The organism is Escherichia sp. MOD1-EC5990, from assembly GCF_002965285.1.
Lineage (GTDB): Bacteria > Pseudomonadota > Gammaproteobacteria > Enterobacterales > Enterobacteriaceae > Escherichia > Escherichia coli_F.
Map to the genome: position 1 here is coordinate 75148 of NZ_PTRV01000001.1, position 14938 is coordinate 90085.

General features: G+C 51.5%; 19 protein-coding genes. 9 read left to right on the forward strand and 10 right to left on the reverse strand.

What is annotated here, in order from left to right; all coding sequences use genetic code 11:
- Window positions 1-43: 43 nt before the first annotated feature.
- The 6 genes from flgG to flgB all read right to left on the reverse strand — a co-directional run bounded on the left by flgG (window position 44) and on the right by flgB (window position 4534).
- Window positions 44-826 carry a flagellar basal-body rod protein FlgG gene (gene flgG / locus BEB42_RS00400; protein ID WP_000625837.1) on the reverse strand — a complete coding sequence of 261 codons (783 nt, stop codon included), beginning with the start codon at window positions 824-826 and terminating at the stop codon, window positions 44-46.
- 170 nt (window positions 827-996) lie between these two features.
- Complete coding sequence (gene flgF, locus BEB42_RS00405; RefSeq protein WP_000349334.1) at window positions 997-1752, reverse strand: flagellar basal-body rod protein FlgF; 756 nt, start codon at window positions 1750-1752, stop codon at window positions 997-999.
- A gap of 19 nt (window positions 1753-1771) precedes the next feature.
- Window positions 1772-2977 (reverse strand): flagellar hook protein FlgE, encoded by a 1206-nt coding sequence (flgE, locus tag BEB42_RS00410; RefSeq protein WP_000885843.1) that lies wholly within the window; start codon window positions 2975-2977, stop codon window positions 1772-1774.
- A gap of 25 nt (window positions 2978-3002) precedes the next feature.
- Window positions 3003-3698, reverse strand: coding sequence for a flagellar hook assembly protein FlgD (gene flgD, locus BEB42_RS00415; RefSeq protein ID WP_000020488.1), 696 nt, complete (start codon window positions 3696-3698; stop codon window positions 3003-3005).
- An 11-nt stretch (window positions 3699-3709) separates the two neighbouring features.
- Window positions 3710-4114 carry a flagellar basal body rod protein FlgC gene (flgC, locus tag BEB42_RS00420; protein ID WP_001196460.1) on the reverse strand — a complete coding sequence of 135 codons (405 nt, stop codon included), beginning with the start codon at window positions 4112-4114 and terminating at the stop codon, window positions 3710-3712.
- Between the two features lie 3 nt (window positions 4115-4117).
- Window positions 4118-4534, reverse strand: coding sequence for a flagellar basal body rod protein FlgB (gene flgB, locus BEB42_RS00425; protein ID WP_000884705.1), 417 nt, complete (start codon window positions 4532-4534; stop codon window positions 4118-4120).
- A gap of 154 nt (window positions 4535-4688) precedes the next feature.
- Between flgB and flgA the strand changes: the two genes are divergently transcribed.
- The 3 genes from flgA (at window position 4689) to flgN (ending at window position 6138) form a co-directional block, all read left to right on the forward strand.
- Window positions 4689-5348 carry a flagellar basal body P-ring formation chaperone FlgA gene (gene flgA / locus BEB42_RS00430; RefSeq protein WP_000955711.1) on the forward strand — a complete coding sequence of 220 codons (660 nt, stop codon included), beginning with the start codon at window positions 4689-4691 and terminating at the stop codon, window positions 5346-5348.
- Between the two features lie 75 nt (window positions 5349-5423).
- On the forward strand, window positions 5424-5717 hold the full coding sequence (flgM, locus tag BEB42_RS00435; protein ID WP_000020882.1) for a flagellar biosynthesis anti-sigma factor FlgM: 294 nt from the start codon (window positions 5424-5426) through the stop codon (window positions 5715-5717).
- A 4-nt stretch (window positions 5718-5721) separates the two neighbouring features.
- On the forward strand, window positions 5722-6138 hold the full coding sequence (gene flgN, locus BEB42_RS00440) for a flagella biosynthesis chaperone FlgN (RefSeq protein WP_000197347.1): 417 nt from the start codon (window positions 5722-5724) through the stop codon (window positions 6136-6138).
- 39 nt (window positions 6139-6177) lie between these two features.
- Here flgN and murJ read toward each other — a convergent pair whose 3' ends face one another.
- The 4 genes from murJ to rimJ form a co-directional block, all read right to left on the reverse strand.
- Complete coding sequence (gene murJ, locus BEB42_RS00445; RefSeq protein WP_001050688.1) at window positions 6178-7713, reverse strand: murein biosynthesis integral membrane protein MurJ; 1536 nt, start codon at window positions 7711-7713, stop codon at window positions 6178-6180.
- A 109-nt stretch (window positions 7714-7822) separates the two neighbouring features.
- Entirely contained in the window at window positions 7823-8746 is a 924-nt protein-coding gene (locus BEB42_RS00450; RefSeq protein WP_105267107.1) for a Gfo/Idh/MocA family protein, read from the reverse strand.
- Between the two features lies 1 nt (window position 8747).
- Window positions 8748-9395: a YceH family protein gene (locus BEB42_RS00455; protein ID WP_000877125.1), complete on the reverse strand. Its 648-nt coding sequence runs from the start codon at window positions 9393-9395 to the stop codon at window positions 8748-8750.
- A 10-nt stretch (window positions 9396-9405) separates the two neighbouring features.
- Window positions 9406-9990 carry a ribosomal protein S5-alanine N-acetyltransferase gene (rimJ, locus tag BEB42_RS00460; protein ID WP_000468191.1) on the reverse strand — a complete coding sequence of 195 codons (585 nt, stop codon included), beginning with the start codon at window positions 9988-9990 and terminating at the stop codon, window positions 9406-9408.
- 235 nt (window positions 9991-10225) lie between these two features.
- Between rimJ and mdtH the strand changes: the two genes are divergently transcribed.
- The 6 genes from mdtH to bssS all read left to right on the forward strand — a co-directional run bounded on the left by mdtH (window position 10226) and on the right by bssS (window position 14854).
- Entirely contained in the window at window positions 10226-11434 is a 1209-nt protein-coding gene (mdtH, locus tag BEB42_RS00465; RefSeq protein ID WP_105267108.1) for a multidrug efflux MFS transporter MdtH, read from the forward strand.
- Window positions 11435-11497: 63 nt separating this feature from the next.
- Window positions 11498-12145, forward strand: a complete 648-nt coding sequence (gene grxB, locus BEB42_RS00470; RefSeq protein WP_000780912.1) for a glutaredoxin 2 — start codon at window positions 11498-11500, stop codon at window positions 12143-12145.
- Window positions 12146-12278: 133 nt separating this feature from the next.
- Window positions 12279-12839 carry a lipoprotein gene (locus BEB42_RS00475; protein ID WP_001353288.1) on the forward strand — a complete coding sequence of 187 codons (561 nt, stop codon included), beginning with the start codon at window positions 12279-12281 and terminating at the stop codon, window positions 12837-12839.
- A 105-nt stretch (window positions 12840-12944) separates the two neighbouring features.
- Window positions 12945-13991: a dihydroorotase gene (gene pyrC, locus BEB42_RS00480; RefSeq protein WP_000126549.1), complete on the forward strand. Its 1047-nt coding sequence runs from the start codon at window positions 12945-12947 to the stop codon at window positions 13989-13991.
- Window positions 13992-14064: 73 nt separating this feature from the next.
- Entirely contained in the window at window positions 14065-14310 is a 246-nt protein-coding gene (gene dinI, locus BEB42_RS00485; protein ID WP_001217754.1) for a DNA damage-inducible protein I, read from the forward strand.
- 289 nt (window positions 14311-14599) lie between these two features.
- Entirely contained in the window at window positions 14600-14854 is a 255-nt protein-coding gene (bssS, locus tag BEB42_RS00495) for a biofilm formation regulator BssS (protein ID WP_000414437.1), read from the forward strand.
- Window positions 14855-14938 lie beyond the last annotated feature (84 nt).

Sequence of the window (14938 nt, forward strand, 5' to 3'; positions counted from 1 at the left end):
CTTCAAAAATCAGTAAACCGGTGAATCTGCCACCGGTTATGCCTTAGAGTTGCGTCAGTTTTTGCAGCATCTGATCGGTGGTGGATACCGCTTTACTGTTGATTTCGTAAGCGCGTTGCACCTGAATCATATTGACCAGTTCTTCCGCCACGTTGACGTTAGACGTTTCAACATACCCTTGATACAGCAGTCCCGCGCCGTTCAGGCCCGGCGTGCTTTCGTTCGGTGCACCGGAGGATTGCGTTTCGGTGTAGAGATTTTCGCCAATACTCTCCAGTCCGGTATCATTCATAAAGGTGGTGAGATTGAGCTGCCCAACCTGAACCGGAGCTGCCTGGCCTTGTTGGGTTACGCTGACCACGCCATCACGACCGATGGTGATACTTAACGCATTCGCCGGAATGGTGATCGCTGGCTGCACCTGAAAACCACCAGCCGTCACCAGTTGCCCGTTCTGATCCACCTGGAAAGAGCCGTCGCGGGTATAGGCTGATGAGCCATCTGGCAACATCACCTGAAAAAAGCCCTGCCCTTTAATCGCGACGTCTTTACTGTTGTTGGTCTGCGACAGGTTGCCCTGGCTGTGTAAGCGTTCAGTGGCGACCGGACGTACCCCCGTGCCGATTTGCAACCCGGATGGCAAGGTGGTTTGTTCGGAAGACTGTGCCCCCGGCTGGCGGATGGTTTGGTAAAGCAGATCTTCAAAAACGGCCCGCTGGCGCTTAAAACCGTTGGTACTGACGTTTGCCAGGTTGTTGGCAATGACGTCCATATTGGTTTGCTGGGCGTCAAGGCCCGTTTTGGCGATCCATAATGAACTGATCATAAAATGTCCTGTGGTGGATTATTGACAAAATGCATATGTCTTCATGCCGGATGCGGCGTAAACGCCTTATCCGGCCTACAAGGTATAGAAAAATCAATAAATTGCGATGTACCCCGTAGACCGATAAGTTTGCACACCGGGCAACTTACGTTTGTCATGAATCCGTTCAATTAACTCATCGACAGCAGTTGGTTGGCACGGCCTGCGTTATCATCGACGCTGCTGATCACCTTCATCTGCATTTCAAAACGCCGCGCGCTGGCAATCATGTCGCTCATTGCCGCAACGGCATTGACGTTACTGCCTTCCAGAACCCCCGACATCACACGTAAGGTTGGATCTGCCTGCAGTACCGGCCCACGCGTAGCCTGGCTTTCTGCGCTTAAACGAAAAATGCCGTCGTCACCGCGCTGCACTTCGCTGCCCGTGGCTTTCACCAGCTTCAGACGCCCCACTGGCGCGACAGTATTTGCCGGATCGCCAGAATTCAGCGCCGAGATTGTGCCATCGGCAGCAACAGTGATTTCCGCCCCTTCCGGCACAGCAATTGGCCCCGCCTCGCCGATCACCGGATGCCCCTGAATTGTCAGTTGCCCGGTGGGATCAACCTGAATGCTGCCATTACGCGTATACCCTTCGCTGCCGTCATCGGTCTGCACGGCCAGCCAGCCATCCTGCTGCAACGCAACGTCCAGCGGGCGCGAGGTGTAATCCATCTTGCCGGGCGTCATGTCTGCACCCGGCGTTGACGCCGTTACCAGCGTGCGCGTAGGCAGTGAAAGCCCTTCCACCGGCACTGCGCGCAAGGCGTTTAACTGCGCGCGAAAACCGGGCGTTGAGGCATTGGCCAGATTACTGGCGGTCACCGCCTGTTGATTCAGCGTCTGGCTGGCTGCCCCCATCGCGGTATAAATTGCGTGATCCATTGAGCTATCCCGTCAGCGATTAGCGTAAGTTAACCAGCGTGTTGAGGATCTGGTCCTGGGTTTTGATGGTCTGGGCGTTAGACTGATAGTTACGCTGGGCAACGATCATATTGACCAGTTCTTTACTGAGATCGACGTTGGACGCTTCCAGCGCACCGTTGGTCAGGGTGCCAAAGTTGCCCGTCCCGGCTGTCCCCAACAGCGCCACGCCAGAAGATTGCGTCGCAGACCAGACGTTGTCGCCTTCGGATGCCAGACCTTCGTTGTTGGCAAAGTTCGCCAGTACAATCTGCCCCAGCAGTTGGGTTTGTTCGTTGGAATAGTTGCCGACAACCGTACCGTCATCATTGATTTGATAACTCACCAGATCGCCCGGTTTGTAGCCGTTCTGGGTGGTTGCCACAATGTTGTTAGCACCGGTATTTTGCTGCATGGAGTTGAGGAAGCTCAGGCTAAACGTGGCGGGATCTGCGCCGTTAATTGCGCCGGTGGTAATATCCTTTGTTGGATCTGAGGTCAGAACGCCATTGGCATTAAACACCAGCGTCGTTGCAGGGTTAGCTGTGCCTTTTGGATCACTGCTATCCAGGGTGTAAACATCCCAGTTATTATCCCCGGTCTTCACAAAATAAACGCTCATGTCATGAGCATTACCCTGACTATCGAAAACAGTCACCGAACCTTTTTTGTTATAGCTATCCGCATTGCTGGCATCAAATGCTTTAACAGAGGGAAGCGGATCACTGGAATTCAGGTTGATCTGCATCGATGCCGTGGTGGTAGTTTTCGCTGCCATCAGGGTATTCGGGATCGAAATATTGGTCGGATTCGCCCCTTGCTGAATAGTCGGCGGCGTACCGGTTGCCGGGTAACCTGTCAGCTGTAAACCTTGCATATTCACCAGGTTACGATTTTCATCAAGCTTAAATTGTCCATTACGGCTGTAAAAAACCGAACCATTGCTGTCTACCAGACGGAAAAAACCATTCTGGCTTATAGCAACGTCCAGACCTCGCCCAGTGTTGGTGGTCGTGCCATCGGTAAAGTCCTGAGTGATACCGGCAACTTTTACCCCCAGTCCCACTTTCGAACCGGCAAACATATCGGCAAAAGAGGCCGTGCCTGATTTAAAGCCGTAGGTGGCGGAGTTGGCGATATTGTTGCCAATAACATCGAGGTTGGTGGCGGCAGCGTTTAATCCGCTAACCGCTTGAGAAAAGGCCATGACTGACTCCTGAAATTTGAGGGCTTTAAATTATCTGCCGTACTTCGTCGAGGGTGGTGGTGCCGTAAGTGCCGAGATCCAGCGTATTACCGTTGTTGCCGCGGATCACCCCCTGCACCAGAGCAAACTGCAGCGGCTGGGCAACCAGTTGTGTACCACCGCTACTGGCGCTAATCGCTACATTGTAAGAACCGTTCGGCGCAGTGCTGCCGTCAGTCAACGTACCGTCCCAGGTGAAACTGTGGACTCCGGCAGTCAGTTCACCGATATCAATGGTACGGACAACCGCGCCGTTTTTATCGGTGATGGTGGCCGTAACTTTGTCTGCCGCCTGCTGCAACTCAACACCAAACGGTGTGGTCGTGGTCACAGCCCCTTCTTCACTGCCGGTTCCGGCAAGAACTGTGGTGCCGGGGATCATCACACCGTGACCGATCAGGTTACTGGCCTGTAACGACTGGCTGTTATCAATCTGTCCGGAAATAGATCCGAGCGTGGTATTGAGTTTTTCAATCCCGCTGACCGTGCTGATTTGTGCCAATTGCGACGTCAGCTCGTTGTTTTCCATTGGATTGGTCGGGTCCTGGTTTTTCAGCTGCGCCACCAGCAAAGTCAGAAAACTGCTTTGTAAATCTGCGGCGTTGCTACCCGTGAGTGAGCTACTGCTGGTGGTGCTGACGCCGGTATTTGTCGGATCGGTGGTGGTTACCGCAATGGACATAGATTTCTCCTTTATTGACCAAGCGTAAGGGTTTTCAGCATCATGCTTTTCACCGTGTTGAGCACTTCAACATTGGCCTGATAGCTGCGTGATGCTGACATGGTGTTAACCATCTCCCCGACGACATCAACGTTTGGCATTTTCACGTAGCCCTTTGCATCCGCCAGCGGATTACCCGGTTCATAAACCAGTTTGTCCGGAGCCTGACTTTCTATAACATCGGCAACCTTTACGCCGCCTGTCGCAGCGCCTGGCGCAGCGTTCACCTGGAATACCACCTGTTTTGCCCGATATGGCTGTCCATCGGGACCGGTCACGCTATCAGCATTCGCCAGATTACTGGCCGCCACATTCAGGCGCTGGGACTGGGCAGTTAACGCCGACCCGGCGATATCAAAAATGTTCAGCAGTGCCATCCGTTAATTTCCGCTCTGTAAAACGTTCATCATGCCTTTGATTTGCCCGCTCAACGCGCTAAGGCTCATCTGGTATTGCAGGCTGTTATCGGCAAACTGAGTGCGTTCGCGATCCATATCGACGGTATTACCGTCCAGCGAAGGCTGGTCCGGAATACGGTATTGCAGTTCTGCGGTAGGAGGCGTCAGCGCCTGCGCCGGAATGTGTTGCGTTGAGGTCATCGTCAGCGCAACCATGCTGGTTTCATCCCGTCCACGCTGCATGACCTTTTTAAGTTCACTGGCAAAATCGATATCGCGTGCCTGATAACCAGGGGTATCGGCATTGGCGATGTTTGCTGCCAGCACTTCCTGACGCTGGGCGCGCAGATTGAGCGCCTCTTGTTGAAAACGTAAGGCGGCGTCGAGCTTATCGAGCATATCTCCTCCGCAGGTATCAAAATTCTGCCATCAGCTTAAATGCCTTTACGCGCGCGTTATCGGCGGAATAAACGCAAAATGGGTCGCTATTTATGCCGTTGATGGTCATTGCGTACAGGTACAATTCACGTTGTAGAAATGGCTGGGAGCGAAAATGCTGACAATAAAACGTAGCGTGGCGATCATTGCGATACTGTTCAGTCCGTTAAGTGCGGCGAGCAATCTCACATCGCAGTTACAAACCTTTTTTAGCGCCCAGCTCGCGGGAGTAAGTGATGAGGTTCGTGTTTCTATTCGTACATCGCCCCATCTACTTCCGCCGTGCGAGCAACCACTGCTTTCGATAAGCAATAATTCCCGCCAGTGGGGAAATGTGAATGTGCTGGCACGCTGCGGTAACGACAAACGATATTTGCAAGTCAATGTACAGGCCACAGGAAATTATGTGGTTGCCGCGATGCCCATTGTGCGGGGAGGAAAGCTGGAAGCTGGCAATGTAAAACTGAAACGCGGACGACTGGACACCTTGCCGCCGCGTACTGTGTTGGATATCAATCAACTTATTGATGCCGTTAGCCTGCGCGATCTATCACCCGAACAGCCTATCCAATTAACCCAGTTGCGCCAGGCCTGGCGTGTAAAAGCGGGACAACGCGTCAACGTGATCGCCAACGGTGATGGATTTAGCGCCAACGCTGAAGGTCAGGCGTTGAACAATGCTGCCGTCGCACAGAATGCACGGGTGCGGATGGTATCGGGGCAAGTGATCAGTGGCGTTGTAGATGCAGATGGGAATATTCTTATAAACCTGTAACCTGTTAAAGATTACCCGACCCATGCCGATAAATAAGCAACACATGATAAAAGCGCCCTCAATGAGGAATAAACCATGAGTATTGACCGCACTTCACCTCTGAAGCCCGTAAGCACCGTTCAACCGCGTGAAACCACTGACGCGCCGGTAACGAATACCCGGGCGGCAAAAACAACCGCCGCCACCAGCACCAGTGTGACGTTAAGCGACGCGCAAGCAAAACTAATGCAACCCGGCAGCAGTGATATCAATCTTGAACGTGTCGAAGCGTTAAAACTGGCGATTCGTAACGGTGAACTAAAAATGGACACTGGCAAAATTGCCGATGCGCTAATCAACGAAGCGCAGCAAGACTTGCAGAGTAACTGATCGTATGACGCGTCTTGCAGAGATCCTCGACCAGATGTCCGCAGTGCTTAACGATCTCAAAACGGTAATGGATCAAGAGCAGCAACATCTCTCAATGGGGCAGATCAACGGCAGCCAGTTGCAATGGATTACAGAACAAAAAAGCTCACTGCTGGCGACGTTGGATTACCTCGAACAGTTACGCAGAAAAGAACCCAATGCAGAAAATAGCGTTGATATTAGTCAACGTTGGCAGGAAATTACGGTGCAAACTCAGCAACTACGTCAAATGAATCAACATAATGGCTGGTTACTGGAAGGACAGATTGAGCGCAATCAACAGGCGCTGGAAATGTTAAAACCGCATCAGGAACCGACGCTGTACGGGGCGAACGGTCAGACATCAATACCCCATCGCGGCAGTAAAAAGATTTCGATCTGAAGATTATTTCCGGCCTGCAGTGCAGGCCGGAATGCATTGTTATACCGTCCGACGGGCAAACTCTTTAACTTTGAAGCCCAACACCGCCAGTGCAGCGAAGTACGCGGCAATTCCCGCCAGCACGACCGCCATTAAACGCAGTAAACGCCAGGGCATAGTACCCAGTGACCACTCTGGCATGATATGTAACATACCTAAAAGCACGCCAGACATCACCAGTACCGCCACCACCAGACGCAACAGAAACGGCATCCAGCCGGGTTGCGGGGTAAAGATTTTCTGCTTACGCAACTGCCAGTAAAGCAGAGAAGCATTCAGACACGCCGCCAGACCAATAGAAAGGGACAGCCCGGCATGTTTCAACGGGCCGATAAACGCCAGGTTCATCAATTGCGTCAAAATAAGCGTAACGATGGCAATTTTCACTGGCGTTTTAATGTCCTGGCGGGAATAAAAGCCAGGAGCCAACACTTTCACGACAATCAGACCAATCAAACCCACCGAGTAGGCAATCAACGCCCGCTGGGTCATCAGCGCATCAAAGGCGGTAAATTTACCGTACTGGAACAGCGAAACGGTTAACGGGCCTGAAAGAATGCCCAACGCAACCGCACTCGGCAGTGCCAACAGGAAACAAAGACGCAGCCCCCAGTCCATCAAACGGTTGTATTCATCATGATTGCCGCTGGCAAAACTTTTCGACAGTGACGGCAGCAAAATGGTGCCAAGCGCCACGCCCAGTACACCGGACGGAAACTCCATTAGGCGGTCGGCGTAATACATCCACGACACCGAACCGGAAGCAAGAAACGAGGCAAAAATGGTGTTGATGATTAAGGAGATCTGGCTCACAGAGACGCCAAGGATCGCTGGTCCCATCTGTTTCACCACGCGCATTGCCCCGGCATCGTGGAAGTTAATGCGTGGCAAAACCAGCATGCCGATCTTCTTCAAATGCGGTAGCTGATACACCAGCTGTAGGATGCCGCCGACCGTAACAGCCCATGCCAGCGCCAGCACCGGAGGATTAAAGTACGGTGCGGCAAACAGCGCGAAGCCAATCATGCTGATGTTAAGCAGCGTTGGAGCAAATGCCGGAATCGAGAAGCGGTTCCAGGTATTCAGAATCGCACCCACCAGCGACGCCAGGGAAATCAGCAAGATATAAGGAAAGGTAATCTGTAATAACTGGGTAGTCAGGGCAAATTTGTCGGCCGTGTCAGCAAAACCCGGCGCGGTCACCATGATCACCCACGGCGCGGCGAGCATCCCGGCGACCGTCACAACCGCCAGTGCGAGTGTCAGCAAGCCAGAAACATAAGAGACGAAGACCCGCGTGGCGTCTTCACCCTGCTTGCTTTTATATTCCGCCAGAATCGGTACAAATGCCTGGGAAAATGCCCCTTCGGCAAAGATACGGCGCAACAAGTTAGGAAGTTTAAATGCGACGAAAAAGGCGTCTGTTGCCATCCCTGCGCCAAAGATTCTGGCGACAATTGCGTCACGTGCGAAGCCAAGCACACGCGAAAACATGGTCATCGAGCTGACGGCGGCCAGCGATTTTAATAAATTCATCGGTGTTCTAATCCAGACCCACGGGCAAAACGCCTGCAAGGCAGGCGCTGAAAGAGGCGAATAGTCTACCTGGATTATGGTGAATTGCTACCGCCAGATGTTACAGGGTTTATTCACTCATCGCATCGCGCCAGATCTTGTCAACGATACGTTGCGCCAGCACGGCCTGTTCGCCGGCGGTTTGCGGAACTGTCTGATTTTGCACGCATTCAATGAAGTGCCGCGCACAGCCGACAAATCCACGTTGCACAAGAGTACTCTGCCAACCAGGAATCGGTTTATGCACTACGCCCTGCCCGCGCTCCTCACGCCATTCGCGCATATCCGTAATGTCGATGAGCGCACCGTCAGTCACGGCCTGCACGGTTTCACGCTGACTTCCGGCACGGCGATGCATACAGGTGGTGATCTGCAAAGGACCGGCCGAAAAATGGTGCTCGGCAAACAGCATTTCGCCAGCGTCATTAGTCAGTAGCGTACCGCCATCCAGAGAGGCTTTACCGCCCGACAACCACAGCGCGGTATCCACCACATGCAGATAATCATCCAGCAACGTGAAATAAAGATCGTGTGGCCCGACACTATTGCTACGATGTTTATCCATTCTTAGCGAGGCTGCGGTGGCGAGTTGCGTTTTTAACTCACCGTAGAGTGGTGCGAAACGACGGTTAAAACCGACCATCAACGTCAGTTTTTTCCGCGCCGCCAGTTCAACCAGCCGTTCAGCATCGCGCAGATTTTCTGCCAGCGGTTTATCGACACAGACATGTACTCCCGCATTGAGTAACGCACTGACCACGTCAAAGTGGCTGGCGGTGCTGGAATGCACAAAAACAGCGTCACAACAGGCAGCAAGGCTGGATAACGAATCGGCATAAGGAATGCGCCAGCTTTCACAAATTGGCAGGGCTTTCGCGCGCGTTGGCGACCACGCACCTTGTAACGTCCAGTCAGACGCTGCCGCCAGCACCGGTAACCACGCCTTTTGCGCGATGCCGCCTAACCCCACTACGCCGATACGTAATTTTTTCACTTTAATCTCCCAGATGGGCCAGCAACGAATCAAGACGCTGTTTCAGTTCTGCCACTTCGATTTCCAGAGCTTCGACGCGGGCCTGTAAATCACCGTCAACCGCGTTCGACGTATCCGTTACCGCCGGCTGATCTTCAACCTCACCACTGAAAAGATGCATGTAGCGGCTTTCGCGTTTACCCGGTACGCGGGCCAGACGCACCACAAAAGGACCATCTTCGCGATTCGCCAGTTGTTCCAGCGTCGACTCCACTTCCGCCATATCGCTGAACTCATACATTCGCGCGGCGCGACTGCGCAGTTCTCCCGGTGTCTGGGCACCACGCAATAACAACGTGGTGATTAACGCTACTTCTGCGGCGCTCAGTTTCAGATCGCCAAATTCTGAATTACAAAAACGTTGCTCATATTTGGTGACCCGATTACCAAAACCGCTCACCGTGCGTAGATAATGACGTTTGACCAGATTATCCAGCTGCTCCTGCACTTCAGATTCACTCAGATTCATGACCGGTTCACGGTTCGTTTTCTGATTACAGGCCGTTACTACACCATTTACTGATAGCGGGTATTGCTCCGGCGTGGTCACCTGCTTTTCCAGCAAGCAGCCAATCACGCGGGCTTCCAGAGCAGTAAGTTGATATTTCATGAGATTCTCCTTAGCGGCCAGGCGTCCAGTCTGGGGTGGTTAATGCCGTCAGAACATGATCGCGCCATTGTCCATCAATCAACAGATAGTTTTTCGCATAGCCTTCTTTTTCAAAACCCAATCGTGCCAGTAAATCACCGCTGCGTTTATTGTGCGGCATATAGTTGGCCATAATGCGATGAATATGTTGGGTGCGCTGCATATAACGAATGGAGGCGGTCAGGGCTTCAAACATGAGTCCTTTGCCCTGCCATTTTTGCCCAATCGAATAACCGAGATAGCAGGCATGAAAAGAGCCGCGAACAACATTGGAAAAATTGGCAACGCCAATAATCTCTTTTTCGTCCGGGTCGAAAAGGCCAAAGTAGAAAGCTGAACCTTGTTTATGAAATTCGTTAATCATCCCCAGCCTGGCCTGCCATCCTGAAGGATAGCAGTGGCTTTCGTCGCGCACTGGCTCCCAGGGCTTGAGGAAATGGCGATTCTCTGCGTAATAATCCGCAAGACGCCAGGCATCACGATCATGCACCAGACGCACGACCAGTCGGTCAGTGGTTAAGCGCACTTTTGGCACGTTACTGCGATAGCCAAACATTCTATACCTACTCCTTCCCGTAACGTCTTTAATACGCTGTAAGTATTACTATACCTGCGCAACCAGACCCTGTGAAAAGTCCAGAATGCCGTTTTCTGCATTATTCACATATTTGATAAAAACTCTCTATCAAAGCGACGTTTTGATAAAAAAATATTGTCCCCGAAGTGATGGGAAAAGTCTTAACGGCAATGCAGAATAGAAAGTGCTCATCTTTTATTTCCCGGGAGGGGAAATGTCCCGCGTGTCGCAGGCGAGGAACCTGGGTAAATATTTCCTGCTCATCGATAATATGCTGGTCGTGCTGGGGTTCTATGTTGTCTTCCCGCTGATCTCTATCCGCTTCGTTGATCAAATGGGCTGGGCCGCCGTCATGGTCGGTATTGCCCTCGGCCTACGCCAGTTTATTCAGCAAGGTCTGGGTATTTTCGGCGGCGCAATTGCCGACCGCTTTGGTGCCAAACCGATGATTGTCACCGGTATGCTGATGCGTGCCGCCGGATTCGCCACAATGGGTATCGCCCACGAACCGTGGCTACTGTGGTTTTCATGCCTGCTTTCGGGACTCGGCGGCACGTTGTTTGATCCTCCGCGTTCGGCGCTGGTGGTGAAACTAATCCGTCCACAACAGCGTGGTCGTTTTTTCTCGCTGTTAATGATGCAGGACAGTGCCGGTGCGGTCATTGGCGCATTGTTGGGGAGCTGGCTGTTGCAATACGACTTTCGCCTGGTCTGCGCCACAGGAGCCGTTTTGTTTGTGCTGTGTGCAGCGTTCAATGCGTGGTTGTTACCGGCATGGAAACTCTCCACCGTACGCACGCCCGTTCGCGAAGGCATGACCCGCGTGATGCGCGACAAGCGTTTTGTCACCTATGTACTGACGCTGGCGGGTTACTACATGCTGGCTGTACAAGTGATGCTGATGCTGCCGATCATGGTCAACGACGTCGCGGGCGCGCCGTCTGCCGTTAAATGGATGTATGCCATTGAGGCGTGTCTGTCGTTAACGTTGCTCTACCCTATCGCCCGCTGGAGTGAAAAACATTTTCGTCTGGAACACCGATTGATGGCTGGGCTATTAATAATGTCATTAAGCATGATGCCAGTGGGTATGGTCAGCGGGCTACAACAACTTTTCACTCTGATTTGTCTGTTTTATATCGGGTCGATCATTGCTGAGCCTGCGCGCGAAACCTTAAGTGCTTCGCTGGCAGATGCAAGAGCACGCGGCAGCTATATGGGGTTTAGCCGTCTGGGTCTGGCGATTGGCGGCGCGATTGGTTATATCGGTGGTGGCTGGCTATTTGACTTGGGTAAATCAGCGCACCAACCAGAGCTTCCGTGGATGATGCTGGGAATTATTGGCATCTTCACTTTCCTTGCGCTGGGTTGGCAGTTTAGCCAGAAACGCACCGCGCGTCGTTTGCTGGAACGCGACGCCTGATTTGATACTCCCCCCTGACTCCTCCATACTGAAAGTGAACTGACAGCCAAATGGAGGAGTCACGTGAAGCTATACATTTACGATCACTGCCCTTACTGCCTCAAAGCCCGCATGATTTTCGGCCTGAAAAATATCCCCGTCGAATTACATGTTCTGCTCAATGACGACGCAGAAACACCCACCCGGATGGTCGGTCAAAAACAGGTTCCCATTCTGCAAAAAGATGACAGCCGCTATATGCCAGAAAGCATGGACATCGTTCACTATGTCGATAAACTCGACGGCAAACCGTTACTGACCGGCAAACGTTCACCTGCCATTGAAGAATGGCTGCGCAAGGTCAACGGCTACGCCAACAAACTGCTGTTACCGCGTTTTGCCAAATCGGCATTTGATGAGTTTTCTACTCCCGCCGCGCGCAAATATTTTGTCGACAAGAAAGAAGCCAGCGCGGGTAATTTTGCCGACCTGCTGGCCCACTCTGACGGTCTGATTAAGAATATCAGCGATGATTTACGTGCGCTGGACAAACTTATCGTCAAACCGAACGCCGTGAATGGCGAACTTTCGGAAGACGATATTCAGCTATTTCCGCTCCTGCGTAATCTGACGCTAGTAGCCGGAATCAACTGGCCAAGCCGCGTTGCTGATTACCGCGATAATATGGCGAAACAGACACAAATCAATTTGTTATCATCAATGGCGATTTAATCCTGACCCGCCGCGGCAGCCTGTATTCGCGGGTTGCCGCCGTTTTCAGTTTTTTCTGCTGGCGAGTTTATCGCTGGTGACACATGCTGCGTTGTGTCAGGATATTGACGCAGATTTCATGTCGAGGACTACCATGAACAAGTTTTTATTTGCCGCTGTATTGTTCGTCAGTGGCCTGCTCGTTGGCTGTAATCAACTCACCCAATACACCATCACCGAACAAGAAATTAACCAGTCGCTTGCGAAACATAATAATTTCTCAAAAGATATCGGTTTACCCGGCGTGGCTGACGCCCATATTGTTCTGACAAACCTGACCAGCCAAATTGGTCGCGAAGAGCCGAATAAGGTTACCCTAACCGGAGACGCCAATCTGGACATGAACTCCCTGTTCGGTAGCCAGAAAGCGACCATGAAACTGAAGCTGAAAGCGCTGCCTGTGTTTGATAAAGAAAAAGGCGCGATCTTCCTGAAAGAGATGGAAGTAGTCGATGCGACGGTACAACCGGAAAAAATGCAAACGGTGATGCAAACGTTGCTTCCCTATTTGAACCAGGCATTACGCAATTACTTTAACCAGCAACCTGCTTATGTCCTGCGCGAAGATGGCAGTAAGGGCGAAGCAATGGCGAAGAAACTGGCGAAAGGTATTGAAGTGAAGCCTGGTGAAATTGTCATTCCGTTTACTGATTAATCACGAGGGCGCATTTGCGCCCTTTATTTTTCGTGCAAAGGAAAACGTTTCCGCTTATCCTTTGTGTCCGGCAAAAACATCCCTTCAGCCGGAGCATAGAGATTAATGACTGCACCATCCCAGGTATTAAAGATCCGCCGCCCAGACGACTGGCACCTTCACCTCCGCGATGGCGACATGTTAAAAACTGTCGTGCCTTATACCAGCGAAATATATGGACGGGCTATCGTAATGCCCAATCTGGCTCCGCCCGTGACAACCGTTGAGGCTGCCGTGGCATATCGCCAGCGTATTCTCGACGCCGTACCTGCCGGGCACGATTTCACCCCGTTGATGACCTGTTATTTAACAGATTCGCTGGACCCTAATGAGCTGGAACGTGGATTTAACGAAGGCGTGTTCACCGCTGCAAAACTTTACCCCGCAAACGCAACCACTAACTCCAGCCACGGCGTGACGTCGGTTGATGAAATCATGCCGGTACTTGAGCGCATGGAAAAAATCGGTATGCCGCTACTGGTGCATGGTGAAGTGACACATGCAGATATCGACATTTTTGATCGTGAGGCGCGCTTTATAGAAAGCGTAATGGAACCGCTTCGCCAGCGCCTGACCGCGCTGAAAGTCGTTTTTGAGCACATCACCACCAAAGAAGCTGCCGACTATGTCCGTGACGGAAATGAACGTCTGGCGGCCACCATCACTCCTCAGCATCTGATGTTTAACCGTAACCATATGCTGGTTGGTGGCGTGCGTCCACACCTGTATTGTCTACCCATCCTCAAACGCAATATTCACCAACAGGCACTGCGTGAACTGGTCGCCAGCGGTTTTAATCGCGTATTCCTCGGTACGGATTCTGCGCCGCATGCACGTCATCGCAAAGAGAGCAGCTGCGGCTGCGCGGGCTGCTTCAACGCCCCAACCGCGCTGGGCAGTTACGCTACCGTCTTTGAAGAGATGAATGCTCTGCAGCACTTTGAAGCATTCTGTTCTGTAAACGGCCCACAGTACTATGGCTTGCCGGTCAACGACACATTCATCGAACTAGTCCGCGAAGAGCAACAGGTTGCTGAAAGCATCGCATTGACTGATGACACACTGGTGCCATTCCTCGCCGGGGAAACGGTACGCTGGTCCGTTAAACAATAAAAATCGTAGCTTCCTGTTGTCATTAGGTTATTTTGACTGTATAAATAACCAGTATATTCAACAGGGGGCTATTATGCGAATTGAAGTCACCATAGCGAAAACTTCTCCATTGCCAGCTGGGGCTATTGACGCCCTGGCTGGCGAACTTTCCCGCCGTATTCAGTATGCGTTTCCTGATAATGAAGGCCACGTATCGGTACGTTATGCCGCAGCGAATAATTTATCGGTTATTGGCGCGACAAAAGAAGATAAACAGCGCATTAGCGAAATTCTCCAGGAAACGTGGGAAAGCGCCGATGACTGGTTTGTCAGCGAATAATATGCAGTGATTTTTGTTTTTGCCGGGTCGCCCCGGCTTTTTTATTTTACTTACGAATTTCGAGTACAAAATTCCTACACTTCCTCAAAATAATTGCACAATATGCTAAAAAAATATGAATGACATGCTGTTTTATTGTTCATATAAATCTTAAAAGCAAAAATTTATCTGTTCCCCCCTTTAAAAATTCGGTGAATACCCTTACTTATTGGTATACTGAAGTTGCTTCAGATAAAAACGCATTGAACCTCGAATAACGTTGTCTAGTAACACGAATTAGGGGGCCATGATGGAAAAAAATAATGAAGTCATTCAGACTCATCCGCTCGTAGGGTGGGACATCAGCACCGTTGATAGCTATGATGCGCTGATGTTGCGTTTGCATTACCAGACCCCAAATAAGTCCGAGCAGGAAGGGACTGAAGTTGGTCAGACGCTCTGGTTAACCACTGATGTTGCCAGACAATTTATTTCGATATTAGAAGCAGGAATCGCCAAAATTGAATCCGGTGATTTCCCGGTAAACGAGTATCGGCGTCATTAACATGACATGACCATCCACCCAAAAGGCACCTCACTGGTGCCTTTACCATTTCTGGGTTGTATATCTGCATTCAGTTAATTACTC